General features: G+C 61.9%; 22 protein-coding genes. 17 read left to right on the top strand and 5 right to left on the bottom strand.

Annotated elements, in window-relative coordinates:
- Positions 1-45 precede the first annotated feature (45 nt).
- From cobO to KGB29_RS05055, 14 genes are all read left to right on the top strand, one after another.
- Positions 46-657 carry a cob(I)yrinic acid a,c-diamide adenosyltransferase gene (cobO, locus tag KGB29_RS05115; RefSeq protein ID WP_057715808.1) on the top strand — a complete coding sequence of 204 codons (612 nt, stop codon included), beginning with the start codon at positions 46-48 and terminating at the stop codon, positions 655-657.
- Entirely contained in the window at positions 654-2,036 is a 1,383-nt protein-coding gene (locus KGB29_RS05110; protein ID WP_154860736.1) for a cobyrinate a,c-diamide synthase, read from the top strand. The genes cobO and KGB29_RS05110 overlap by 4 nt, the downstream gene beginning before the upstream one ends.
- Positions 2,033-2,683, top strand: coding sequence for a 5,6-dimethylbenzimidazole synthase (gene bluB / locus KGB29_RS05105; protein ID WP_090453914.1), 651 nt, complete (start codon positions 2,033-2,035; stop codon positions 2,681-2,683). Before KGB29_RS05110 ends, bluB begins: the two co-directional genes overlap by 4 nt.
- Positions 2,680-3,588: an adenosylcobinamide-phosphate synthase CbiB gene (cbiB, locus tag KGB29_RS05100; RefSeq protein ID WP_154909977.1), complete on the top strand. Its 909-nt coding sequence runs from the start codon at positions 2,680-2,682 to the stop codon at positions 3,586-3,588. Before bluB ends, cbiB begins: the two co-directional genes overlap by 4 nt.
- On the top strand, positions 3,581-4,570 hold the full coding sequence (cobD, locus tag KGB29_RS05095) for a threonine-phosphate decarboxylase CobD (RefSeq protein WP_154909978.1): 990 nt from the start codon (positions 3,581-3,583) through the stop codon (positions 4,568-4,570). Before cbiB ends, cobD begins: the two co-directional genes overlap by 8 nt.
- Positions 4,570-6,021 carry a cobyric acid synthase gene (locus KGB29_RS05090; RefSeq protein WP_154909979.1) on the top strand — a complete coding sequence of 484 codons (1,452 nt, stop codon included), beginning with the start codon at positions 4,570-4,572 and terminating at the stop codon, positions 6,019-6,021. Before cobD ends, KGB29_RS05090 begins: the two co-directional genes overlap by 1 nt.
- A 122-nt stretch (positions 6,022-6,143) precedes the next feature.
- Positions 6,144-6,665, top strand: a complete 522-nt coding sequence (gene cobU / locus KGB29_RS05085; RefSeq protein ID WP_154909980.1) for a bifunctional adenosylcobinamide kinase/adenosylcobinamide-phosphate guanylyltransferase — start codon at positions 6,144-6,146, stop codon at positions 6,663-6,665.
- Positions 6,662-7,717, top strand: a complete 1,056-nt coding sequence (gene cobT / locus KGB29_RS05080) for a nicotinate-nucleotide--dimethylbenzimidazole phosphoribosyltransferase (protein ID WP_154909981.1) — start codon at positions 6,662-6,664, stop codon at positions 7,715-7,717. The genes cobU and cobT overlap by 4 nt, the downstream gene beginning before the upstream one ends.
- Entirely contained in the window at positions 7,714-8,289 is a 576-nt protein-coding gene (cobC, locus tag KGB29_RS05075) for an alpha-ribazole phosphatase family protein (protein ID WP_154909982.1), read from the top strand. Before cobT ends, cobC begins: the two co-directional genes overlap by 4 nt.
- A 2-nt stretch (positions 8,290-8,291) precedes the next feature.
- Positions 8,292-9,023 (top strand): adenosylcobinamide-GDP ribazoletransferase, encoded by a 732-nt coding sequence (locus KGB29_RS05070; RefSeq protein ID WP_057715799.1) that lies wholly within the window; start codon positions 8,292-8,294, stop codon positions 9,021-9,023.
- A 173-nt stretch (positions 9,024-9,196) separates the two neighbouring features.
- Entirely contained in the window at positions 9,197-9,601 is a 405-nt protein-coding gene (locus KGB29_RS05065) for a MarR family winged helix-turn-helix transcriptional regulator (protein WP_154910072.1), read from the top strand.
- A 52-nt stretch (positions 9,602-9,653) separates the two neighbouring features.
- Positions 9,654-10,862 (top strand): MFS transporter, encoded by a 1,209-nt coding sequence (locus KGB29_RS05060; RefSeq protein ID WP_154909983.1) that lies wholly within the window; start codon positions 9,654-9,656, stop codon positions 10,860-10,862.
- Positions 10,859-10,981, top strand: a complete 123-nt coding sequence (locus KGB29_RS28630; protein WP_008051054.1) for a hypothetical protein — start codon at positions 10,859-10,861, stop codon at positions 10,979-10,981. The genes KGB29_RS05060 and KGB29_RS28630 overlap by 4 nt, the downstream gene beginning before the upstream one ends.
- Positions 10,982-11,036: 55 nt before the next feature.
- Entirely contained in the window at positions 11,037-11,603 is a 567-nt protein-coding gene (locus KGB29_RS05055; RefSeq protein WP_090453930.1) for a glutathione peroxidase, read from the top strand.
- A 180-nt stretch (positions 11,604-11,783) separates the two neighbouring features.
- On the opposite strand, the gene KGB29_RS05050 is transcribed toward KGB29_RS05055, so the two are convergent.
- The 3 genes from KGB29_RS05050 to KGB29_RS05040 all read right to left on the bottom strand — a co-directional run bounded on the left by KGB29_RS05050 (position 11,784) and on the right by KGB29_RS05040 (position 14,196).
- Entirely contained in the window at positions 11,784-13,064 is a 1,281-nt protein-coding gene (locus tag KGB29_RS05050) for an OmpP1/FadL family transporter (protein WP_154909984.1), read from the bottom strand.
- Positions 13,065-13,210: 146 nt separating this feature from the next.
- Positions 13,211-13,693: a hypothetical protein gene (locus KGB29_RS05045; RefSeq protein ID WP_007984504.1), complete on the bottom strand. Its 483-nt coding sequence runs from the start codon at positions 13,691-13,693 to the stop codon at positions 13,211-13,213.
- Positions 13,694-13,971: 278 nt separating this feature from the next.
- Entirely contained in the window at positions 13,972-14,196 is a 225-nt protein-coding gene (locus KGB29_RS05040) for a hypothetical protein (RefSeq protein ID WP_008051046.1), read from the bottom strand.
- A gap of 1,007 nt (positions 14,197-15,203) precedes the next feature.
- Between KGB29_RS05040 and KGB29_RS05035 the strand changes: the two genes are divergently transcribed.
- Positions 15,204-15,527, top strand: coding sequence for a hypothetical protein (locus KGB29_RS05035; protein WP_090453933.1), 324 nt, complete (start codon positions 15,204-15,206; stop codon positions 15,525-15,527).
- A 175-nt stretch (positions 15,528-15,702) separates the two neighbouring features.
- The gene (gene rmuC / locus KGB29_RS05030) at positions 15,703-17,067 is read left to right on the top strand and encodes a DNA recombination protein RmuC (RefSeq protein WP_162252406.1); all 1,365 of its coding nucleotides are present in this window, start codon (positions 15,703-15,705) and stop codon (positions 17,065-17,067) included.
- Between the two features lie 171 nt (positions 17,068-17,238).
- On the opposite strand, the gene KGB29_RS05025 is transcribed toward rmuC, so the two are convergent.
- Positions 17,239-20,709 carry a PAS domain-containing hybrid sensor histidine kinase/response regulator gene (locus tag KGB29_RS05025; RefSeq protein ID WP_150814134.1) on the bottom strand — a complete coding sequence of 1,157 codons (3,471 nt, stop codon included), beginning with the start codon at positions 20,707-20,709 and terminating at the stop codon, positions 17,239-17,241.
- Positions 20,710-20,938: 229 nt separating this feature from the next.
- Positions 20,939-21,475 (bottom strand): TetR/AcrR family transcriptional regulator, encoded by a 537-nt coding sequence (locus KGB29_RS05020; RefSeq protein ID WP_150814133.1) that lies wholly within the window; start codon positions 21,473-21,475, stop codon positions 20,939-20,941.
- A gap of 148 nt (positions 21,476-21,623) precedes the next feature.
- Between KGB29_RS05020 and KGB29_RS05015 the strand changes: the two genes are divergently transcribed.
- Positions 21,624-22,814 (top strand): MFS transporter, encoded by a 1,191-nt coding sequence (locus KGB29_RS05015; RefSeq protein ID WP_154909986.1) that lies wholly within the window; start codon positions 21,624-21,626, stop codon positions 22,812-22,814.
- The last annotated feature ends 27 nt before the right edge of the window (positions 22,815-22,841 follow it).

Below are 22,841 nucleotides of genomic sequence, written 5' to 3'. Positions count from 1 at the left end.
TTGTGCCTGCCCGCCGTTATTCCTGCCTCAACGGAGAGCTCCCCCATGACTGATACCCCCGATCGTGACGAACGCCACCTGGCGCGCATGCAGCGCAAAAAAGCCGTGATCGACGAGCGCATCGCCAATTCCCCGAACGAGTGTGGCCTGCTGCTGGTGCTGACCGGCAACGGCAAGGGCAAGAGCAGTTCGGCCTTCGGCATGCTTGCCCGCGCCATGGGGCACGGCATGCAATGCGGCGTGGTGCAGTTCATCAAGGGCCGCAACAGTACGGGGGAGGAGTTGTTCTTCCGGCGCTTTCCCGAGCAGGTGCGTTTTCATGTGATGGGCGAAGGCTTTACCTGGGAAACCCAGGACCGCCAGCGCGACATCGCCGCCGCCGAAGCCGCCTGGGCGGTGTCGCAGCAACTGCTGCGCGATCCATCCATCGGTCTGGTGGTGCTCGATGAGCTGAACATCGCCCTCAAGCACGGCTACCTCGATCTCGATCAGGTGCTCAGCGACTTGCAGGCCCGACCGCCGATGCAACACGTGGTGGTCACCGGTCGTGCCGCCAAGCCGGAGATGATCGAGATGGCTGACACCGTCACCGAAATGGGCGTGATCAAGCACGCCTTTCAAGCCGGGATCAAAGCGCAGAAAGGCGTCGAATTGTGAGTCAGCCTCGGCACTGTCCGGCGGTACTGATTGCCGCGCCGGCCTCTGGCCAGGGCAAGACCACCGTCACCGCGGCACTGGCCCGATTGCATCGCAATCAGGGGCGCAAGGTCCGAGTGTTCAAGTGCGGGCCCGACTTTCTCGATCCGATGATCCTCGAGCGCGCCAGCGGTGCGCCGGTGTATCAGCTGGACATGTGGATGGTCGGTGAGCAGGAGAGTCGCCGGTTGCTGTGGGAAGCCGCCGCTGAAGCCGACCTGATCCTGATCGAAGGCGTCATGGGGTTGTTCGACGGTACGCCGTCGAGCGCCGATCTGGCGCGGCATTTCGGTGTGCCGGTGCTGGGGGTGATCGATGGCACCGCCATGGCCCAGACCTTTGGCGCATTGGCCCTGGGGCTGGCGCGTTATCAGCCGGACTTGCCGTTTGCCGGCGTGCTGGCCAATCGTGTCGGCACGCTGCGCCATGCGCAACTGCTCGAAGGTAGCCTGACTGAGGGTTTGCGCTGGTACGGCGCGCTGTCCCGGGAAACCGGGATCGAACTGCCGAGTCGGCACCTGGGGCTGGTGCAGGCCAGTGAGTTGAACGATCTCGACCTGCGCCTCGACGCGGCAGCCGATGCCCTGGCCAGCAGTTGCGAGGTCGCGCTGCCACCGGCAGTCGAATTCGCCGCCCCTGATGTCATCGTGGCCGAACCACTGCTGGCCGGTGTACGCATTGCCGTCGCCCGCGATGAAGCCTTTGCGTTCACCTACGGCGCGAGCCTGGATCTGCTGCGGGCGATGGGCGCCGAGTTGTCATTCTTCTCGCCGATCCGCGACCGTGCGTTGCCGCAGGCGGACAGCCTGTATCTGCCGGGCGGCTACCCGGAACTGCATCATGTTGCGCTGGCGCAAAACACTGCGATGCTCGATGCGATCCGCGCCCACCACCGGGCAGGCAAACCGTTGCTCGCCGAGTGTGGCGGCATGCTGTATCTGCTCGACTCCCTGACCGATGTCGAAGGCACTCGCGCCGAACTGGTTGGTTTGCTGGCCGGTGATGCAGTCATGCAAAAGCGCCTGGCAGCGCTGGCTTTGCAAGCGGTGGAACTGCCGGAAGGCTCGCTGCGCGGGCACACCTACCACCATTCGCTGACCACCACTGAACTGGCGCCGATTGCCCGTGGCTTGAGCCCTAACGGCGGGCGTGGAGCGGAGGCGGTCTACCGTGAGGGGCGGATGACTGCCTCTTACGTGCACTTTTATTTTCCGTCGAACCCCTCGGCGATTGCCGCGCTGTTTGCGCCTGACCTTGAAGCCGCCTTCGCGAGCAAGCCTGCTCCCACAGGGGATTGCGTTTCAAATGTGGGAGCGGGCTTGCTCGCGAAGCGGCCATGAGCGACAACGCATTCTCCGAAGCCGAGCGCGCGGCGGTGTACCGCGCCATCGCCGAGCGCCGCGACATGCGCCACTTCAGCGGCGGCACCGTCGAGCCCGAATTGCTCCGTCGCCTGCTCGAAGCCGCGCATCAGGCACCCAGTGTCGGCCTGATGCAGCCCTGGCGCTTCATTCGCATCAGCGATCGCGCCTTGCGCGGGCAAATCCAGGCCCTGGTAGAAGAAGAACGCATTCGCACCGCCGAAGCCCTTGGCGAGCGCAGCGATGAGTTCATGAAGCTCAAGGTGGAAGGCATCAACGATTGCGCCGAGGTGCTGGTCGCCGCACTGATGGACGACCGCGAGCAGCATATCTTCGGCCGCCGCACGCTGCCGGAAATGGACATGGCTTCGTTGTCCTGCGCGATCCAGAACCTGTGGCTGGCGTCCCGTGCCGAAGGGCTGGGCATGGGGTGGGTGTCGCTGTTCGAACCACAGGCACTGGCGGACCTGTTGAGGTTGCCGCCGGGTGCCAAGCCGTTGGCCGTGCTGTGCCTGGGGCCGGTCAAAGAGTTCTATCCGGCACCGATGCTGGTGCTCGAAGGCTGGGCGCAGGCGCGTCCGCTACATGAATTGCTGTATGAAAATTATTGGGGAGTGAGTCAATGAGTGTGGCGTTGTTGAGTGTCGCCGCGGTTGCGCTGGATGCGCTGCTGGGTGAACCCAAACGCTGGCATCCGCTGGTGGCGTTCGGCCGTTTTGCCGAGCGCATCGAGCAACGTTTCAACGGCGGCGGTCGCGGCTGGCGCAGCCATGGCGTCACCGCGTGGGTGATTGCCGTGTTGCCACTGACGCTGCTGGCCACGGCATTCTCCTGGGCGCCTTATGTCGGCTGGATCGTCGAGATTCTCGCGCTCTATTGCGCCCTCGGCATGCGCAGCCTCGGTGAGCACGTCACGCCTGTGGCCAAGGCCCTGCGCAGTAATGACCTGGAAGCGGCGCGCACGCGGGTGGGCTATCTGGTCAGTCGCCAGACCAGCGAACTGGATGAAACCGAAGTCGCCCGTGCCGCTACCGAGTCGGTGCTGGAAAACGGCAGCGATGCGGTGTTCGCGGCGTTGTTCTGGTTTGCCGTGGCGGGCGCGCCGGGCGTGGTGCTCTACCGACTGAGCAATACGCTGGATGCGATGTGGGGTTATCGCAATGAGCGCTTCGAACGGTTCGGCTGGGCGGCGGCGAAGGTCGACGATGTGCTCAATTACATTCCTGCGCGCCTGGTGGCACTGACATACGCGCTGCTGGGCAAAACCCGGCTGGCATTGAAATGCTGGCGCACCCAGGCCCCGACCTGGGATAGCCCGAACGCCGGCCCGGTGATGGCGGCAGGGGCGGGTGCCCTTGGTGTCGAATTGGGTGGGGCGGCGATTTATCACGGCGAACTGCATCAGCGTCCGCAGTTGGGCGAAGGTGTGCCGGCGGATGCCGACTCGATTGACCGGGGCTGGCAATTGGTCCAGCGCGGGGTATGGTTATGGCTGCTGATTCTCTGCCTGGGGGCCGAATTTTATGCTTGAGCACGGTGGGCGACTGCGCAAGGCGGCGCTCGAATACGGCATAGATGAAGCCGACTGGCTGGACCTGTCCACCGGCCTTGCGCCCTGGCCGTTTCCGGTGCCGGATATTCCGCTGCGGGCCTGGGCCCGTTTGCCGGAGGCGGACGATGGTCTGGAGCAGGCCGCCTGTGATTACTACGGCACCTTGCAGGCATTGCCGGTGGCCGGCTCGCAAATGGCGATTCAACTGCTGCCGCGATTGCGTCGGGCGGGCAAGGTCGGCGTACTGTCGCCGTGTTATGCCGAGCACGCCGAAGCGTGGCGTCGCAACGGCTACATCGTGCGTGAAGTGCTGGAGCAGGAAGTCGACTTCTTTATCGACAGTTTCGACGTGCTGGTGGTGGTCAATCCGAATAACCCCACGGGCCTGAGCCTCACCCCCAGTCGGCTGCTCGACTGGCACACGCGACTGGCGCAGCGCGGTGGCTGGCTGGTGGTGGACGAAGCGTTCATGGATAACACGCCGCAACTGAGTCTGGCGCCGTTTGCCCATCAAGTCGGATTGATCGTCTTGCGTTCCTTCGGCAAGTTTTTCGGCCTGGCCGGTGTGCGCCTGGGGTTTGTGCTGGCCGAGCGCAAGTTGCTCAAGTTGCTGGCAGAACAAGTGGGGCCGTGGGCCGTGAGTGGGGCAACCCGGGTAGTGGGCCAAGCCTGTCTGCGCGATACCGAGGGACAAACGCGGCAACGGGTGCGCACCGAAGAGGCCAGCGAGCGCCTTGCGTCGTTGCTGGAACAGCACGGCTTCGAGCCCCAGGGCGGTTGTGCGCTGTTCCAGTGGCTGATCACCGAGCGCGCCGAAGAGCTGCATGAATTCATGGCCCGGCGCGGCATTCTCCTGCGGTTGTTCACGCACAACAGCAGCCTGCGATTCGGCTTGCCCGGTGACGAAATCGCCTGGGTACGACTGGCGCTGGCGTTCGACGATTTCGCCAAGGAAAACTAATGACCACGCTGATGGTGCAAGGCACCACATCGGATGCCGGTAAAAGCACGCTGGTAACCGCGTTGTGCCGCTGGGTCGCGCGTCAGGGCGTCAGGGTGGTGCCGTTCAAGCCACAGAACATGGCCCTCAACAGTGCGGTGACCGCCGACGGTGGCGAGATCGGCCGTGCCCAGGCGGTACAGGCCCAGGCCGCGCACCTTGAACCGCACACCGACATGAACCCGGTGTTGCTCAAGCCCAACAGTGACACCGGTGCCCAGGTGATCATCCATGGCCGCGCTGTCATGACCATGAATGCGGTCGCCTATCACGACTACAAAACCATCGCCATGCAAGCGGTGCTGGCCTCCCACGAGCGCTTGAGCGCGGCGTATCCGCTGGTGATGGTCGAGGGTGCGGGCTCGCCGGCGGAAATCAATCTGCGGGCCGGGGACATCGCCAACATGGGCTTCGCCGAAGCGGTGGATTGCCCGGTGCTGCTGATCGCCGATATCAATCGCGGCGGGGTTTTTGCCCATCTGGTAGGCACCCTCGAGCTGCTGTCGCCGAGTGAGCAGGCGCGGGTCAAAGGCTTCATCATCAATCGTTTCCGTGGCGATATCGCGTTGCTGCAACCCGGTCTCGACTGGCTTGAAGAGCGCACCGGCAAACCGGTGATCGGCGTGCTGCCCTACGTGATGGATCTGCACCTGGAGGCCGAGGACGGCATCGATCAACGCCAGACCGATAAAGCCGAACAGGTGCTCAAGGTGGTGGTGCCGGTGCTGCCGCGCATCAGCAATCACACCGATTTCGATCCGCTGCGCCTGCATCCGCAAGTGGACCTGCAATTCATCGGCCCCGGCCAGGCGATTCCGCCCGCCGACCTGATCATCCTTCCCGGCTCGAAAAGTGTGCGCAGCGACCTCGCGTACCTGCGGGCCAACGGCTGGGACACCGCCATCGCCCGGCATCTGCGTTACGGCGGGAAACTGCTGGGGATCTGTGGCGGCCTGCAGATGCTCGGTGAGCAGGTACATGACCCGCTGGGCCTCGAAGGTGCGCCGGGTTCCAGTGCCGGTTTGGGGCTGCTGGCGTTCCAGACCCAGCTCGAACAAGAGAAGCAGTTGCGCAATGTGCGTGGTCGCCTGGCGCTGGAAGATGCGCCGGTGGCGGGTTATGAAATTCATGCCGGCGTGACCACCGGACCGGCCCTGGAACATGCCGCCGTGCATCTGGATGACGGCCGCGGTGATGGTGCGCAAAGTGCCGACGGGCAGATTTTCGGCACCTACCTGCACGGGCTGTTCGAATCGCCGGCGGCGTGCAGTGCACTGCTGCGCTGGGCCGGGTTGCAGGATGTGCAGGCCGTGGATTACCACGCCTTGCGCGAGCGTGATATCGAGCGGCTGGCGGATCTGGTGGAGAAGAATCTGGATACTTCTCTGCTGCGTCAGCTCTGTGGATTTTGAGGTGAAAGCTCTGGCCTCTTCGCGAGCAAGCCCGCTCCCACAGTTGACCGCGTTCTAATGTGGGAGCGGGCTTGCTCGCGAAGACTGAAGTGGCCACACCGCCCATTTGAAAGGATGTAACCATGCTCCAACTGATCCTCGGCGGCGCCCGTTCCGGCAAGAGTCGCCTGGCTGAAAAACTCGCCATCGAAAGCGCCCTGACCGTGACCTACATCGCCACCAGCCAGCCATTGGACGGAGAAATGAGCGAGCGGGTGGCCCATCACCGCGCCCGTCGTCCTGCCGAATGGGCCTTGATCGAAGAACCGGTGGAACTGGCCCGGGTGCTGCGTGAGTCCGCCGGTGTCGACCGCTGCCTGCTGGTGGATTGCCTGACCCTGTGGCTGACCAATCTGCTGATGCTCGACGATACCGAGCGCTTGCACGCCGAGCGTGATGCCTTGCTGGACTGCCTGGCGTCGCTGCCGGGTGAAATCATTTTTGTCAGCAACGAGACCGGAATGGGTGTCGTGCCGCTGGGCGAATTGACTCGCCGCTATGTCGATGAAGCCGGTTGGCTGCATCAAGCTCTGGCTGAGCGTTGTCAGCGTGTCGTCCTGACCGTCGCCGGCCTGCCCCTGACTCTGAAAGGAACTGCGTTATGACTCAATCCTGGTGGCTGAACCCGTGCAAGCCGGTCGATACCCAAGCGGTCGAACAGGCCAAGGCGCGGCAACAGCAACTGACCAAGCCGGCCGGCTCCCTCGGTCAGCTGGAAGCGGTGGCGGTGCAGCTGGTGGGATTGCAGGGGCGGGTCAAGCCGAGTCTGGAGCAGGTGTGGATCGCGATTTTTGCTGGCGACCATGGCGTCGTCGCCGAGGGCGTGTCGGCGTTTCCCCAGGAAGTCACCGGGCAGATGCTGCTCAACTTCGTCAGCGGTGGCGCGGCGATCAGCGTGCTGGCGCGGCAACTGGGCGCTTCCCTTGAGGTGGTGGATCTTGGCACGGTGACGCCGTCGCTACACCTGCCGGGCGTGCGTCATCTGAATGTCGGCCCGGGCACGGCGAATTTTGTACAGGGGCCGGCCATGACCCAGGCCCAGGGGCAACTCGCCTTGCAGGCCGGTCGTGACAGCGTGCAGCGGGCAATTGCCGCCGGTGCGCAGTTGTTTATCGGTGGCGAAATGGGCATCGGTAACACCACCGCTGCCAGTGCATTGGCGTGTGCGCTACTCGATTGTCCGGTGGTGCATCTGACCGGTCCTGGCACCGGGCTCAATGCCGAAGGTGTCAGCCACAAGGCCCAGGTCATCGAGCGCGCCCTGGCATTGCATGGCGCGCAGCGTGGCGATGCCTTGCAGACCCTGTTCAACCTCGGCGGTTTTGAGATCGCCGCGCTGGTCGGTGCCTATCTTGCGTGTGCCCAGGAAGGTGTCGCGGTGCTGGTGGACGGCTTCATTTGCAGCGTCGCGGCGCTGGTTGCGGTGCGCTTGAATCCAGAGTGTCGTCAGTGGCTGTTGTTCGGCCATCGCGGCGCCGAGCCGGGGCATCGTCATGTGCTGGAAACCCTGGATGCACAACCCTTGCTCGATCTCGGCCTGCGGCTTGGCGAAGGCAGTGGTGCGGCGTTGGCTGTGCCGCTGCTGCGCCTGGCTTGCGACCTGCACGGGCAGATGGCGACCTTTGCCGAAGCCGCCGTGGCAGATCGTCCGGCATGACCTTGCGCGTGGATCTGTTGCGTCACGGTGAAACCGAACTTGGCGGCGGCTTGCGCGGCAGCATCGATGATGCGTTGACCGACACGGGCTGGGCGCAGATGCGCGCCGCCGTGATCGGGCAAGGTCCGTGGGACCGGCTGGTCAGTTCGCCGTTGCAGCGTTGTGCGCTTTTTGCCGAGGAACTCGCTGTGCAACTGGGTGTTCCGGTGCAGCTGGACAAAGACCTGCAAGAGTTGCATTTCGGCGCCTGGGAAGGGCAGAGCGCGGCGGCGTTGATGGAAACCGACGCGCAGGCCCTGGGTTTGTTCTGGGCCGATCCCTATTCGTTCACGCCGCCTCAGGGTGAGCCGGTTGCAGACTTTTCGGCACGGGTGCTGGCAGCGCTGGAGCGTTTGCACGCGACCTGTGCCGGTGAGCGCATTCTGCTGATCAGCCATGGCGGTGTGATGCGTCTGTTGCTGGCACAGGCGCGCGGGCTGCCACGGGAGCAACTGCTCAACGTTGAGGTCGGGCATGGCGCGCTGTTTTCGCTGACGGTGGAGCCTGCGGGCTCGTTGAAGGAAGTGCTCTGACCATGCTGCCATTCTGGATCGCCCTGCAATTTCTCAGCAGCCTGCCGATTCGCCTGCCCGGAATGCCTGAGCCCCGGGAACTGGGGCGGTCGTTGCTGTTTTATCCGCTGGTGGGATTACTCTTTGGCGCGATTCTGTGGGCGGTTAACTGGCTGCTGCTGGGCACGCCGACGTTGCTGCACGCGGCGTTGTTGCTGAGCCTTTGGGTGCTGCTCAGCGGCGGCTTGCATCTCGATGGCCTGGCGGACAGCGCCGATGCCTGGCTCGGTGGTTTTGGCGACCGTGAGCGCACGCTGACCATCATGAAAGACCCGCGCAGCGGGCCGATCGCCGTGGTGACGCTGGTGCTGGTGTTGTTGCTTAAATTCACCGCACTGCTGGCGTTGATCGAGCAGCCGCATTCGCTGGCCTTGATCATCGTGCCGTTGATCGGTCGCAGCGCATTGCTCGGCTTGTTCCTGAGTACGCCCTATGTGCGTGCCGGTGGCCTGGGCCAGGCATTGGCCGATCATCTCCCGCGTTCGCCGGGCAAGCAGGTGTTGGCGGTCAGCGCATTGGCTTGTGTGTTGATCGCCGGCGTCAGTGGAGCGCTGGCGGTGGTGTTGGCGGCGCTGGGGTTTGTCTGGCTGCGCCAGGTGATGTTGCGGCGCCTGGGGGGCACGACAGGGGACACGGCGGGCGCGATGCTGGAGTTGCTGGAAGTTGCAGTGCTGGTAGGCTTGGCGTTGGCCTGATCGGGTTGTGTTGAATGTTCCGGCCTCTTCGCGGGCAAGCCCGCTCCCACATTGGAATGCGATCAACTGTGGGAGCGAGCTTGCTCGCGATGGCGATCTACAGGACACCGCCCAATCACTGAACAAACCCCATGCCACTTGATTTAACCGACTCGCGGGTATATACACGCACCATGCTCGATTCCCAATGTTTATGCATCAACCTGCGTCGCGCCGCCCGTGGCGTCAGCAGGCACTACGACGGCGCTCTCGACGGCTTCGGGATCAACGTTGCGCAGTATTCTTTGCTGTGCAATCTGCAGCGTCTGGATCAGCCGAGCATCTCGACCCTGGCCGAGGCCATGGGCCTGGACCGCAGCACCCTGGGGCGCAATTTGCGGGTGCTGGAGGGTGATGGCCTGGTGACGCTGGTCGAGGGCGAGGACATGCGCAATCGCATCGTCCTGCTGACCGAGGCCGGGGCAGAGCGTCTCAAGGCGGCCTTGCCGGCCTGGGAAGCCGCACAGCAACGCTTGATCGATCGCCTGGGCGCCGAGAAGCGTGAAGCCTTATTGAAGCTGCTGGACGAACTGGCATGATGCCGGTTTTTTCGATCTTAAGCGGGTATATACCCGCTATTGGAGAATAACAATGACATCGATGTGGCGTACTTGCGGCTGGGTTCTGTTGGGGAGTGCGCTGATCCTTGCGTTGTCTCTGGGGGTTCGCCATGGCTTCGGGCTGTTTCTGGCGCCGATGAGCGCCGAGTTCGGTTGGGGCCGTGAAGTCTTTGCCTTCGCCATCGCCCTGCAAAACCTGATCTGGGGCCTCGCCCAGCCATTCACCGGTGCCCTGGCCGACCGCTTCGGCGCAGCGAAAGTGGTGCTGATCGGTGGCGTCCTGTACGCGGCCGGGCTGATTTGCATGGGGCTCTCCGACTCGGCGATGACCCTGTCCCTGAGCGCCGGCCTGCTGATCGGCATCGGACTGTCGGGTACGTCGTTCTCGGTGATCCTGGGGGTGGTCGGCCGCGCGGTGCCACCGGAAAAACGCAGCATGGGCATGGGGATCGCGAGTGCGGCCGGTTCGTTCGGCCAGTTCGCGATGTTGCCCGGCACGCTCGGTTTGATCGGATGGCTTGGCTGGTCCGTGGCGCTGTTGGCGCTGGGCTTGCTGGTGGCGTTGATCGTGCCGCTGGTTGGCATGCTCAAGGACAAGCCGCTGCCCGTCCTGGGCCACGAACAGACCCTTGGCGAAGCGCTGCGCGAAGCCTGCTCCCATTCCGGCTTCTGGTTGCTGGCGTTCGGCTTTTTCGTGTGCGGATTCCAGGTGGTGTTCATCGGTGTGCACCTGCCGGCCTATCTGGTGGATCAACACCTTCCGGCGACGGTCGGCACCACGGTGCTGGCACTGATCGGCCTGTTCAACATCTTCGGCACCTATACCGCGGGATGGCTCGGCGGGCGCATGTCCAAGCCGCGTTTGCTCACCGGGTTGTACTTGCTGCGGGCGGTGGTCATTGCGTTGTTCCTGTGGGCACCGGTGACCACCACCACGGCTTATCTTTTCGGCATGGCCATGGGTTTCCTGTGGTTGTCGACGGTGCCATTGACCAACGGTACGGTGGCGACCTTGTTTGGTGTGCGAAACCTGTCCATGCTCGGCGGGATTGTTTTCCTGTTTCACCAACTCGGTTCGTTCCTGGGCGGCTGGTTGGGTGGCGTGGTGTATGACCGAACCGGGAGTTATGACTTGATCTGGCAAGTGGCGATTCTCTTGAGTCTGTTGGCCGCTGCCCTCAACTGGCCGGTGCGTGAGCGGCCGGTAGAGCGTCTGCAATCACAAATGAGTGCGATATGAACAACCTTTGGCCACGGATCGCTGTAGCCGCCGTCTGCGCCTTATTGCTGGCGTTGTCGTGGTGGGGCTGGCATCAGGGCGGGCTGGCGCTGATGCAGTTGGGCATGGGTGCTTGCTAGCGAGCGGCGAGGGCGAGTAACGTCGCTTTTGACGAATTATCAAGGGTGCACCGACATGCTGATGCGCTGGATTGCAGTTCCCGCGTTGCTGGTGGCGTTTACCGGGCTGGCCTACGCGGCCGAGTGCCCGGAGCTGTTGCAAGGATCACTGCAAAAGCTGCGCGCCAAGGAATCCATCGATTTGTGCCAGCGCTTCGCCGGTAAACCGTTGGTGGTGGTCAATACCGCAAGCTTCTGTGGCTTTGCTCCGCAGTTCAAAGGCCTTGAGGCGCTGAACCAGCGCTTCAAGGATCAAGGGCTGGAGGTAATTGGCGTTCCGTCCAATGACTTCAAGCAGGAGTCGAAGGATGGTGCCGAGACTGCCAAGGTCTGCTACGTCAACTATGGTGTGACCTTCACCATGACCGAGCCGCAAAGGGTTCGCGGCGACGATGCGACGCACTTGTTCAAAGTCCTCGCCAGTCAAAGCAGCGCGCCGAAGTGGAATTTCTACAAGTATGTGGTGGACCGCCAAGGCAAGGTGGTCGCCAATTTCTCCAGCCTGACCAAGCCGGACGATCCCGAGTTCATTGCGGCGGTGGAAAAGGCCCTGGCTTCGCCACCACTTGTTTCGACCCCCTGACCTGTAGGAGCGAGCTTGCTCGCGAAAACCTCAAGGCGTCTCGTAAATCCTGAAAGTACGCGTCATCGTTCGCGTTCATCGCCAGCAGGCTCGCTCCTACAAATGAAAAGCCCCGCCTCCGTGAGGAGAGCGGGGCTTTTTTGATTCCGATGGCGAGCGGTTCAGGCTCGCCGGGAATCATCAGAAGCGGTAGGTCGCACCGAGACCGAAGCCGTTCGCGTAGTTGTCATACTTGGCGTTGTAGGTCTGGCCATGGTCGTCGCCGTTGACCTTCACCGATTCCTCGCGCAGGTACGAGTACGCCAGGTCGATGGTCAGGTCGTCGGTCGGGCTCCAGCCGGCGCCCACGCTGAAAATCGTGCGATCGCCAGTCGGGATGCGTGGGGAACGGTCGACGTTGTTGGTCGGTGCCTGGTCAACGGACAGGCCGGTACGCAGTACCCATTGCTTGTTCAACTGGTAGGACGCGCCGATGGCGTGAGCCCAGGTGTCGTGCCAGTTCTGTTCTTCGGTGATGGTGCCGAACTGGCCGTTCAGAACCGCCGGAACACCTGTGTTTTCAACGGTGATTTCTTTCAGGCGGCTCCAGCGGGTCCAGGTGCTGCCTGCGTAAAGAGTCCACTTGTCGTCGAGCTGGTGAGTGACCGAAAAGTCCACCGATTCAGGCGTGGTCACATCCAGCGAAGCGTCGTATTTCTGGCTCGGGTTCTGGCCGACCAGGCCCAGCAGGTTGTAGTTGACCTTGGTGTCACCCTCGAGCTTGTACTTCACTTTCGAGTGGTAGGTCAGGCCGACACGGGTGCTGTCGGTGGCTTGGACCAGCACGCCGATGTTGTAGCCCAGGGCGGTGTCGTCACCCTTGATCTTGACATGACCATCGGGCAAATTCGTTAAGGTCGGCAAGGCCGTTATGTTCGATTCCAGGCTGCCGTCGATGCGGTTGATGGTCGGGCCGAAACCGATGGAAACCTTGTCGTTGAAGGCGTAGCTGACAGTCGGTTGCACGGTGACGATCTTGACTTCGCTCTTGCTGCCGAAGTAACGACCCTCAAAGCCGTTTTCGTAGTCGGTTACCAGGCCGAACGGGGCGTATATGCCAATACCGAAGGCCCAATGGTCGTCGATTGGCTTGACGTAGTAACCCATGGGCACGGCGATGAACGGAACCATGTCGCCGTCATTGCTGCCACGATTGTTCGGGGAGGAGCTTGCGTGGCTGATGTCAGTGTGTGCGTCGATCATCGCAACACCGCCGGTGACTTGTTCGCGCTTGAGGCGCGACATGCCGGCAGGGTTGCCAAAAATGGTGGATGCGTCGTCGGCAGAGGAAGATCGCCCGGCAAAACCTGACCCCATCCCGCTGATGCTTTGTTCGTTGAGGGCAAAGCCACTTGCAAAGATCTGGGTGGATGCCATGGCAACGGCGAGACTAATGGTGGTTTTGAGCATTACTTTTTTCATTATTAGAACTCCTGGTGATCACCGGGGCGAAAATTACCAACATTTTCGTCCCGGCGCCATAGGCTGTATGCCTTGATTTAGAGCGGTTTTGTAGGACAATCCGACCAAAATCGCGGCGTGTTGCGCGATCTTTGGATCCAGGTGTGTCAGCAGGCTACCTGATTCAACGGTGAAACACAGGTTTGCCAGGCGCAGGTGAAATCACGCAGACGTCCCTGGGGCTGAAATGTCTGGCGCCAGATTCTGGCCATACCCAGCAAATCATCAGGGGCGGGGAGGGGGGTGTTCTGTTCTTCCACCAGCAGCCAGGCGATGGCAGTGGCGTAACGCAGGTTGACGGTCAACTCGAGGTGCGGGCCACTCAGGAACGCATGCTGACTGGCCAGGCCGCGGACCAGGCTCGCACGTTCCGGATCAAGGGCCAGGTAATGGTCCCAAAGGGCCTGGTGACGGGGCTCGGCGATACGGTAGAGGCCGTGCCCACGGCGGTCATGCAGGGCGGAACCAAGGGCGGACTGGCTGGCGGCAATGCCCAACAGCAGGGATTCGGCCGTAGCGCTATGGCGTCCGAGGTAGATCAAGGTCGGACGAATCACATAACGGCACAGTTCGCTGGCAGCGATACCCATAAAACCCTCGAAACCTGAAATGGACGGCGATACCTGAAGGGGGGGGCTTGGCAGCAGTGAATCGACTCAGGCTCGCCGCAAGCGGGTCAAGCCGCTTGAGTTGAAGTGTAGTGTCATATTCACGCTGTAAAGGCCTGTTTTTAAAATATTTCCAGCGATCAGTTATAACCGTTATATCGGATCGTGCTTAGTCGTGATTCGAGGAAAGGGAAATATCGGGCAATAAAAAGCCCCGCTTTTCGGGCAGGGCTTTTGGGTTTTTCAGCCTTTCTGGCGTTTCAGGCAACCAGTGCCTGACGGGTACGCTCGATCACGGCCTGCAGCGGCTCGGCGCTGGAGTATTGATCGGGGTACAGGCGTTCGCTGTGACGAGCGATGCCGTGTTCGTTGACCAGGGTGAAGCTGAAGCAGCCTTTGCGAGCGGCCATGATCAGGCAGTTCATTGGTGCAAAAGCGTTGGTTAGGGTGCGAATGGCATCCTGAGTCTGGATTTGAGTAGACATTATTGGGTGTTCCTACAAATGACACGGATAAGAACCGTGCAACGTTAAAACGTTCCAGTAACGTCGATCACCATTGATCGAACGAAGAACCCGACTGGAACAAAGCAGCCAGTTTGAAGCGCTGATAAGTTGGCGCGCTTGGGCTGGCAGGTAGGTACTTAGGAGGGCAGGCAACACATCGAGGGCAAAGGTTCTGGGCCCGGGGTGAAGATCCTGATCAATTTGCAGGTTGGTTCGAGCAGAGTAGGCAGGCGGAGCAACATCCTTTGCTTTCGATTCAAAGGTTGTGTTGGCGCAAGATTTACCTGGAAACCATCGAGGTGGTCGATCCCGCTTGTTCGGTGGAGGCTTCCGTCGGGAAGGCTGACCGGGGGGATTTGTTCGACCAGAATTGACTTTCAGCTTGGTACTAACGCCGCGGATACTAACGGATTGAACTGGCCAATGGAAGTGTGGTAGCGAAAAAAGTTTCCTGGCCGGTGCCTGATGGGGCTGTTTTGTCTTGTGGTGGCGCGCAAAAAGCTGCAAAGCCTGGGATTCATGCGCCCTGTTTCGGGACAAAATCCGACCATCGGTCATCGACGTCTGTAGCAGCGCAGCCGTCTGGGCACCGGGTTTGCCAGGGCTTATCCCCAGGCATGACAAAAAAATGCGCCGAAAAAGTGCATGGATATAACCATCGCAAAGGCACTTGTGCACATTAGTTGCGTGGTCTGTCACCCCGCTGTCATCTCACGTTCAAGCGTAATGGCTGCCTGTAACCAAAATTTAAGTCAATGAAAAACATCGCTTTTTTTTACTGGTGAAAAAATCGTCAGTTTGACTGCGAGCCCCATTCCACAGGGCTTTGAGCGAGTTCAAGGGCGGTTGTCCACTGAGTTATCCACAGCTTCTGTGGATTGTCCCGAGCGCTTGCTCTAGGACGGGCGTGCCGGGATATTTTCAGCTTTACCTGTAAGAAAAAGAGAGTAAAGTTGCGCGCCTTCTGATCTGCCCCACAGTGCTTTATGAAGTTTCGCTCAGCCCCTGTTTCCTCTTCCTCCACACCGCCCCCTGTTGCCCCTACCAAGCGCTTTTCCATGCGCGTGGCGGAGTGGCTGTTGGACAGTCCGCATCTGGGCGAAAACCGTAACGTCAAACACATCGCCGGACGTTTGCTCAAGCAACCGGCCCGTGAAGGCGTGGTGGCTGCGCAAAGTCGCCTTGGCCAGTTGATGTGCCGCGAATGCGGGAATGCCCGGGACCGCCGGATCGGTCAGGACCTGCTGCGTCAGGCCGCTCGGGCAGGCGATCACCGCGCTCAACAGGAACTGGGGCTGATCGAAGACTGAGCTGTCCAAGACCGGACGCCTTGGTTAACCTTCAGGCTTTATCCGAATGGCAGGAGTGGCTATGGCAATGGACTTGACCAGCGTATTGCTGGGGCTGGCAGCGGCTGCGTTGCCGTTGCTGGTATTGGCCTGGCAACTTCAGCGTCGGGCCAGCACCACGCAAGCCGATGTCGCGCTGCTGCAAGAACGCCTGGCCATGGCGCAACTGGCGCAGGACGGATTGAATGCACAACTCGAATCCAGCCGCGATGAAGCGGCTGATCTGACCCAGGCCAACGCCGCCAAACAGGCCGATCTGGCTGCGCTGCGTCGTGAAGTCGAACTGCTGCAGATCGAGCGCGACGACGCCCGGGACGCCGCCCATGCGTGGAATATCGAACGCGCCGGCAAAGAAGCCGAATTGCGCCGTCTGGATGCCCAGGCCGCGTCGCTCAATGCCGAATTGCGCGAGCAACAGGACAGCCATCAGCAACGCCTCAACGACCTGCAAGGTTCGCGAGACGAGTTGCGCGCGCAGTTTGCCGAGCTGGCGGGAAAAATTTTCGATGAGCGCGAGCAGCGTTTTGCCGAAACCAGCCAGCAGCGCCTGGGGCAGTTGCTCGATCCACTCAAGGAACGCATCCAGTCCTTCGAAAAACGTGTCGAGGAAAGCTATCAGAACGAGGCCCGAGAGCGTTTCTCCCTGGCCAAGGAGCTGGAGCGCTTGCAACAGCTGAATTTGCGTTTGAGCGATGAAGCCACCAACCTGACCCGCGCCTTGAAAGGGCAGAAGACCCAGGGCAATTGGGGCGAGCTGATTCTTGAGCGCGTGCTCGAGCATGCGGGGCTGGAGAAGGGCCGCGAGTACCAGACTCAGGTCAATCTCAAGGGGCCGGACGGCGAGCGCTTCCAGCCGGACGTGATCATTTATCTGCCGGGCGACAAGCAGGTGGTGGTCGACTCCAAGGTCAGCCTGACGGCCTATCAGCAATACGTCGCGGCTGAAGACGAGGCCATCGGCCAGATCGCCATCAAGCAGCACGTCCTGTCGTTGCGCAATCACGTCAAAGGCCTGGCCGGCAAGGATTACAAGCGCCTCGATGGCTTGCACAGCCTGGATTTCGTGTTGCTCTTCGTGCCGATCGAGGCGGCGTTTTCTGCCGCGTTGCAGGCTGAGCCGACGCTGTTTCAGGAGGCATTCGACCGCAATATCGTGATCGTCAGCCCCACCACGTTGCTGGCGACCCTGCGCGTCATCGACAGCCTTTGGAAGCAGGAGCGCCAGAGCCAGAATGCCCGGGAAATCGCCGAGCGGGCCGGGTGGCTGTACGACAAGTTCGTGCTGTTCATCCAGGATCTGGACGAGGTCGGCAATCGCTTGCAGCAACTGGACAAGGCCTACAGTTCGGCACGCAACAAGCTGACAGAGGGGCGCGGCAACCTGGTCAGTCGCAGTGAACAACTCAAGCTGCTGGGCGCGCGGGCAAGCAAGAGTCTGCCGGCGGACTTGCTGGAGCGGGCGATGACCGATGTGGATGGGCTGGTCGAGTTACCGGAGTAGCCCCGGGCGAGCGTGGACCTTGTGGCGAGGGGGCTTGCCCCCGTTCGGCTGCGCAGCAGTCGTCAGTCCGGTAACGCGTTTTATCTGAAGAGGCTCATTGAATGGTTTGGGGCCGCTACGCAGCCCAACGGGGGCGAGCCCCCTCGCCACAGGAGGCTGTGTTGAACCTCGTTACAACGGTATGTACCTGCTCAACAACGCCCGCAACGCCGCCGGTTTCACCGGTTTGGCCAAGTAATCCAGCCCCGCGGCATGCACCAGGTCGACCGTCTCCGGCCGGCCATCGGCGCTGATCACCACGCCAGGGACCGGCTCGCCCATTTGCGTGCGCAACCAGGCCATCAAATCGGTTCCGGTCTCGCCATGATCGAGGTGGTAGTCCACCAGCGCCAATTGCGGGCGCATGCCTTCGCCCAGCAACGCGGCGCATTCCTCGCGATTGCGCGCGGTCCAGACCTGGCAACCCCAGCGGCTGAGCAGGCTGTTCATGCCGATCAGGATGCTGTCTTCATTGTCGATACACAGCACCTGCGCGCCATTGAGCAATTTGCCATTGAGCTCGGCGACCTTGACCGGCGCTGCGGTTTGTGCCCGTGCCAGCGGCACACTGACGCTGAACACGCTACCGCGTCCCGGCCAGGAGCGTACGCGCAAGGTATGACCGAGCACGCGACATAGCCCGTCGGCAATCGCCAGCCCCAGGCCGAGGCCTTTTTCGGCCCGTGTCTGGTGGCTGTCGAGGCGCTTGAACTCTTCGAAAATCACCTGCAGTTTATCTTCCGGAATACCTGGCCCGCGGTCCCAGACTTCCAGGCACAGTTGATCCTTGTGCCGGCGAACCCCCAGTAATACCGGCCCTTTGCCGTAGCGGAAAGCGTTGGTCAGGAAGTTCTGCAAAATCCGTCGCAGCAACTTGATGTCGCTGTCGACCCGTAACGTGCTTGCGCGAACCCGGAACTCCAGTTTTTGCTCTCGCGCCAGCACCTTGAACTCTGTACCGAGGGTATCGAACAGATCGTTGAGGGCGAATGGCTGGCGATTCGGGTTGATCTTGCCGTTTTCCAGGCGGGAAATGTCCAGCAAGTCGCTGATCAAGTCCTCGGCCGAGCGCAGCGAGCTGTCCAGGTGTTCGACCAGTTTCTGCGCTTCGCCGGACAAACCATCTTCCTGATGGGAGAGGGCGGCGGAGAACAGCCGCGCCGCGTTCAACGGTTGCATCAAGTCATGGCTGACGGCCGCGAGGAAACGGGTCTTGGACTGGTTGGCCGCCTCGGCGGTGCCTTTGGCTTCGGTCAGGGCAACGTTGAGCTGCGACAATTCGTGGGTCCGTTCGGTGACCCGTTGCTCCAGGCCTTCGTTGGCTTCGGTCAGCGCCTGTTCGGCTTCGCGGAACGCGGTGATGTCGGTGAAACTCATGACGAAGCCGCCGCCGGGCATCGGGTTGCCGATCAGTTCGATCACCCGGCCATTGGGGAACATCCGCTCGGAAGTATGCGCGCGGCCCTGACGCATCCAGTGCAGGCGGCGGGCAACATGCACTTCGGCTTCGCCGGGGCCGCACAATCCGCGTTCGGCGTTGTAGCGAATGATGTCGGCAATGGGGCGGCCGATACTGATCAGGCCGTCCGGGTAATTGAACAGTTCAAGATAGCGACGGTTCCAGGCCACCAGTTTCAACGACTGGTCGACCACGCTGATGCCCTGGGTGATGTTCTCGATGGCGCCTTGCAGCAAGGCGCGGTTGAATTGCAGCACCTCTGAGGCTTCATCGGCGATGCGCACGACGTCCTCCAGTTGCATCTCCCGACCTTCAATGGCGGCTTTTACCACCGCGCGGGTCGAAGAGGCACCCAGCACACCGGCCAGCAAGCGTTCGGTGTGGGAGATCCATTCACTGTCGGCGTTCTGGTTCGGGTTGAAGCCCTTGCCCTGGCGATAGGCAAAACGGATGAAGCTTTGACGGGCGCGTTCTTCGCCGACGAAGCGCGCCGCCAGCTGCAGCAGGTCATTGATCTGCACTGCCAGCATCGAGCGTGCGCTGGGGCGGGCGCTGATTTCCTGGCCGATGAAGCGGCCTGCCTGCCAGTGCTCGGAAACCCGGGTGCGGGACAGCACCGAGACCCAGGCGAACAATGTGAAGTTGCCTGCCAGCGACAGCACCACGCCCTGGGTCAGCGGGGTGATCGGCAGGTTCAGTGGATTGCTGTGCAACCAGGCCAGCCCCGGGAACGTGTTCAAGGACAGGCCGAGGCTGAGGGCGGCAATCGGCAGGATCAAGGTGTAGAACCACAGGAAGGTGCCTGCGGCGAGGCCAGCGAAAACGCCGCGGCGGTTTGCCTGTTTCCAGTACAGGGCACCGAGCATGGCGGGGGCCAGCTGGGTCACGGCAGCGAAGGCGATCTGGCCGATTGTCGCCAGGCTGGCGGTCGAGCCCAGCAGGCGATAACTGACATAGGCCAGCAGCAGAATGACCACGATGCTGACGCGTCGCACCGACAGCATCCACTGGCGGAACACTTCGAACGGGCGCTCGGCGTTGTTGCGACGCAGCAGCCAAGGCAGCAGCATGTCGTTGGACACCATGGTCGACAGCGCCACGCTGGCCACGATCACCATGCCGGTGGCGGCCGATGCACCACCGATAAACGCCAGCAGGGCCAACGCCGGATGCGCCTGGGCCAAGGGCAGGCTGATGACGAACGAGTCCGGCAACACCGAACTGGGCAGCATCATCTGGCCGGCCAGGGCGATCGGCACGACAAACAAGGCGGCGAGGGCGAGGTAGGCCGGGAATACCCACTTGGCCAGGCGCAGATCCTGGGGATCGATGTTCTCGACAACGGTCACGTGGAACTGCCGTGGCAGGCAAATGATCGCCATCATCGCCACACCGGTCTGCACCACCATCGACGGCCAGTTGATGGTTTCCTTCCAGTACTGTTCAAGGCGCGGCGCAAGCATGGCCTGGTCGAACAGGTCGTCGAAACCGTCGTACAGGCCGTAGGTCACGAAGGCGCCGACGGCGAGAAACGCGAACAGCTTCACCAAAGATTCGAAGGCGATGGCCAGCACCATGCCGCGGTGGTGCTCCGTGGCGTCGAGGTTGCGGGTACCGAAGACGATGGTGAACAGCGCCAGCACCAGCGACACAATCAGAGCGGTGTCCTGGGCGCGGGTGCCCATGGCGTCGGCACCGGCGCCGATCAGCAGGTTCACGCCGAGCACGATGCCTTTGAGCTGCAGCGCAATGTAGGGCAACACACCGACCAGGCAAATCAGCGCCACCACCACCGCCAGCGACTGGGATTTGCCATAGCGTGCGGCGATGAAGTCGGCGATCGAGGTGATGTTCTCCTGTTTGCTGATCATCACCATTTTTTGCAGGACCCACGGCGCGCCGACCAGCAACAGGATCGGCCCGAGGTAGATCGGCAGGAACGACCAGAGCTGTTCGGCGGCCTGGCCCACGGCGCCGAAAAAGGTCCAGCTGGTGCAGTAGACCGCCAGCGACAGGCTATACACCCACGCTCGCACACGCGGCGGCAAGGGCGCGCTGCGACGGTCGCCATAGAAGGCGATGGCGAACAGGATGGCCATATAGGCCAGGGCGACGACGGCAATCAGCCCGGTGGACAGCGACATGGGGACTCCAGACAAAAGACATCCGGACCTCCCGCCCGGACAGACAGTCTCGCACGACCGCCAGCGTTAGTCAGTGTCGACCAAGGTCGTGGCGTGGCGGGGTGTCGCAGGTTGATTCTCAGTGTCTGGACTGGCCCCTTCGCGAGCAAGCCCGCTCCCACAGTTGATCGCGTTTTTCCTGAAGGAAACCGCTCGAATGTGGGAGCGGGCTTGCTCGCGAAGGGCGGTATTACGGAATCAACGCGATTTCGATCAAACGATGCAGTTCTTCAAGCTCCAATGGCGCCTCGGCAAACAGGATGCGAAACACCGTCGGCGCGGCGATCAGATTGATCAACCGATCGACACTGGGCCTGGGCTCATCCGGATAGCGATCCAGAATCGTCTGCAATTGCCCGCCAATGATGGTCGCGCAATAACTCGGCTTAAGTGCCGCCTGCACGTCGCACAGCATGTTGCGGCCGGGTTCGGAGCTCATCTCGTCCAGGTACTGCTCCGCCCAGGCCCGCACGTCGCCGTGAAGGCTGCCGGTGTTGGCCGGCTCGTTGTCGGGCTGCATGCGGGCGAGGGCGACGTCTGCCAGCAGCGCCGACACATCGCCCCAGCGTCGATAGATGGTGGACGGCGTGACGCCCGCGCGCGCTGCAATTTGCGGCACCGTCACGCTGGCGCGATCCTGCTCCTCAAGGAGTTGACGCACGGCCGAATGAATCGACTCTTGCACCCGGGCGCTGCGGCCGCCGGGGCGTAATGTGGGAACTGTCATCCTGTGTTTCCTGTATTGCACCGGGTCTTGCGGCTGGCACCCGGTCCTGAAAGCCATGCATCGGACCTTAACACAAAGAATTTGCTTTAAGAGGGATCCAGTAGCACACTCCGCAAAAGCAAAAAATTAGCTTTTGCGGAGTGTGTCGATGCCCGGTTCTCATTCAAATCGTGCCAGCCTGTGGTTTCTGGCCGTTACCTTGCTCAGCTTCCTGGCGGCCTCCACTGCGCCGACGCCGCTGTATCACCTGTATCAGGAGCAGATGCAGTTTTCGGCAGCGACCTTGACCCTGATTTTCGGCGTGTACGCCCTCAGCCTGTTGGCGGCCTTGCTGACGGTCGGCTCGTTGTCGGATTACCTGGGGCGCAAACCGGTGATCTTTACGGCGGTGATGCTGAACATCCTGGCGATGTTGCTGTTTATCCATGCCGACAGCGTCTCCTGGCTGATCAGTGCCCGGGTGCTGCAGGGGTTCGCCACCGGCATGGCAACCGCGGTTCTGAGTGCAACGCTGCTCGACACCGACCGCGAGCAGGGGCCGCTGGTCAACAGCGTCGCGCCTTTACTCGGGATGGCTCTGGGGGCGCTGGGTTGTGGTGTGTTGGCCGAGTTTGCCCCCGCGCCGCTGCATTTGACCTTCTGGCTGCTGCTGGCCCTGTTCGCGATGCAGGCCGTGTATGTCTGGCGATTGCGGGAAAGCGTCTCGCGCCAGCCTGGTGTGTGGGCCTCATTGCGACCGACCCTGCATGTGCCGGCTCAGGCACGTTCCACTTTGTGGCGGGTGTTGCCGCTCAACACGGCGGTCTGGGCGCTCGGCGGTTTTTACGCGTCGCTGGCACCTTCGCTGGTGCGCACGGCGACTGGCTCGACCTCGAATCTGATTGGCGGGGCGACCGTCGCCGCCTTGACGGTGACTGGCGCCCTGATGATTTATACAATGCGCAATCAGGCTGTGACCAAGGCGTTGCAACTGGGCGCCTGTTCGCTGCCGGCGGGAGTCGCCCTGATTCTACTGGGCGTGCACAGCGCCAGTCTGTCGCTGTTTTTCCTCGGTACTCTGGTCGCCGGTTGCGGTTTCGGCGCCGGTTTCCTCGGGGCGGTGCGCAGTCTGGTGCCGCAGGCCTTGCCCCATGAGCGCGCCGGGTTGATGTCGGCATATTATGCGCTGAGTTATCTGGCGTTCTGCCTCCCGGCGCTACTGGCCGGGAACCTGGAGCGGACGTTTGGTCTGGTGGCAACGACCGATGGTTATGGTGCGATGCTGATTGTGCTGGCTCTCAGCGCAATGGCGAGTCTACTGCGATCACGTTCGGCCAAGGTCTGCGAGGCCAACCGGTAGGAACGGCTCGGATATTGGTGATCGAAT

This window comes from Pseudomonas sp. BF-B-30, assembly GCF_019956305.1.
GTDB lineage: Bacteria > Pseudomonadota > Gammaproteobacteria > Pseudomonadales > Pseudomonadaceae > Aquipseudomonas > Aquipseudomonas jessenii.
Note: the sequence above shows the minus strand (reverse complement) of the source record. Positions and strands in the feature narration are given on the sequence as shown.

Bases quoted from the DNA above. Each gene is read 5' to 3' on its own strand.
- cobO (WP_057715808.1), top strand. From the start codon at position 46: ATGACTGATACCCCCGATCGTGACGAACGCCACCTGGCGCGCATGCAG.
- bluB (WP_090453914.1), top strand. From the start codon at position 2,033: ATGAGCGACAACGCATTCTCCGAAGCCGAGCGCGCGGCGGTGTACCGC.
- cbiB (WP_154909977.1), top strand. From the start codon at position 2,680: ATGAGTGTGGCGTTGTTGAGTGTCGCCGCGGTTGCGCTGGATGCGCTG.
- cobD (WP_154909978.1), top strand. From the start codon at position 3,581: ATGCTTGAGCACGGTGGGCGACTGCGCAAGGCGGCGCTCGAATACGGC.
- KGB29_RS05090 (WP_154909979.1), top strand. From the start codon at position 4,570: ATGACCACGCTGATGGTGCAAGGCACCACATCGGATGCCGGTAAAAGC.
- cobU (WP_154909980.1), top strand. From the start codon at position 6,144: ATGCTCCAACTGATCCTCGGCGGCGCCCGTTCCGGCAAGAGTCGCCTG.
- cobT (WP_154909981.1), top strand. From the start codon at position 6,662: ATGACTCAATCCTGGTGGCTGAACCCGTGCAAGCCGGTCGATACCCAA.
- cobC (WP_154909982.1), top strand. From the start codon at position 7,714: ATGACCTTGCGCGTGGATCTGTTGCGTCACGGTGAAACCGAACTTGGC.
- KGB29_RS05070 (WP_057715799.1), top strand. From the start codon at position 8,292: ATGCTGCCATTCTGGATCGCCCTGCAATTTCTCAGCAGCCTGCCGATT.
- KGB29_RS05065 (WP_154910072.1), top strand. From the start codon at position 9,197: ATGCTCGATTCCCAATGTTTATGCATCAACCTGCGTCGCGCCGCCCGT.
- KGB29_RS05060 (WP_154909983.1), top strand. From the start codon at position 9,654: ATGACATCGATGTGGCGTACTTGCGGCTGGGTTCTGTTGGGGAGTGCG.
- KGB29_RS28630 (WP_008051054.1), top strand. From the start codon at position 10,859: ATGAACAACCTTTGGCCACGGATCGCTGTAGCCGCCGTCTGCGCCTTA.
- KGB29_RS05055 (WP_090453930.1), top strand. From the start codon at position 11,037: ATGCTGATGCGCTGGATTGCAGTTCCCGCGTTGCTGGTGGCGTTTACC.
- KGB29_RS05050 (WP_154909984.1), bottom strand. From the start codon at position 13,064: ATGAAAAAAGTAATGCTCAAAACCACCATTAGTCTCGCCGTTGCCATG.
- KGB29_RS05045 (WP_007984504.1), bottom strand. From the start codon at position 13,693: ATGGGTATCGCTGCCAGCGAACTGTGCCGTTATGTGATTCGTCCGACC.
- KGB29_RS05040 (WP_008051046.1), bottom strand. From the start codon at position 14,196: ATGTCTACTCAAATCCAGACTCAGGATGCCATTCGCACCCTAACCAAC.
- KGB29_RS05035 (WP_090453933.1), top strand. From the start codon at position 15,204: ATGAAGTTTCGCTCAGCCCCTGTTTCCTCTTCCTCCACACCGCCCCCT.
- KGB29_RS05025 (WP_150814134.1), bottom strand. From the start codon at position 20,709: ATGTCGCTGTCCACCGGGCTGATTGCCGTCGTCGCCCTGGCCTATATG.
- KGB29_RS05020 (WP_150814133.1), bottom strand. From the start codon at position 21,475: ATGACAGTTCCCACATTACGCCCCGGCGGCCGCAGCGCCCGGGTGCAA.
- KGB29_RS05015 (WP_154909986.1), top strand. From the start codon at position 21,624: ATGCCCGGTTCTCATTCAAATCGTGCCAGCCTGTGGTTTCTGGCCGTT.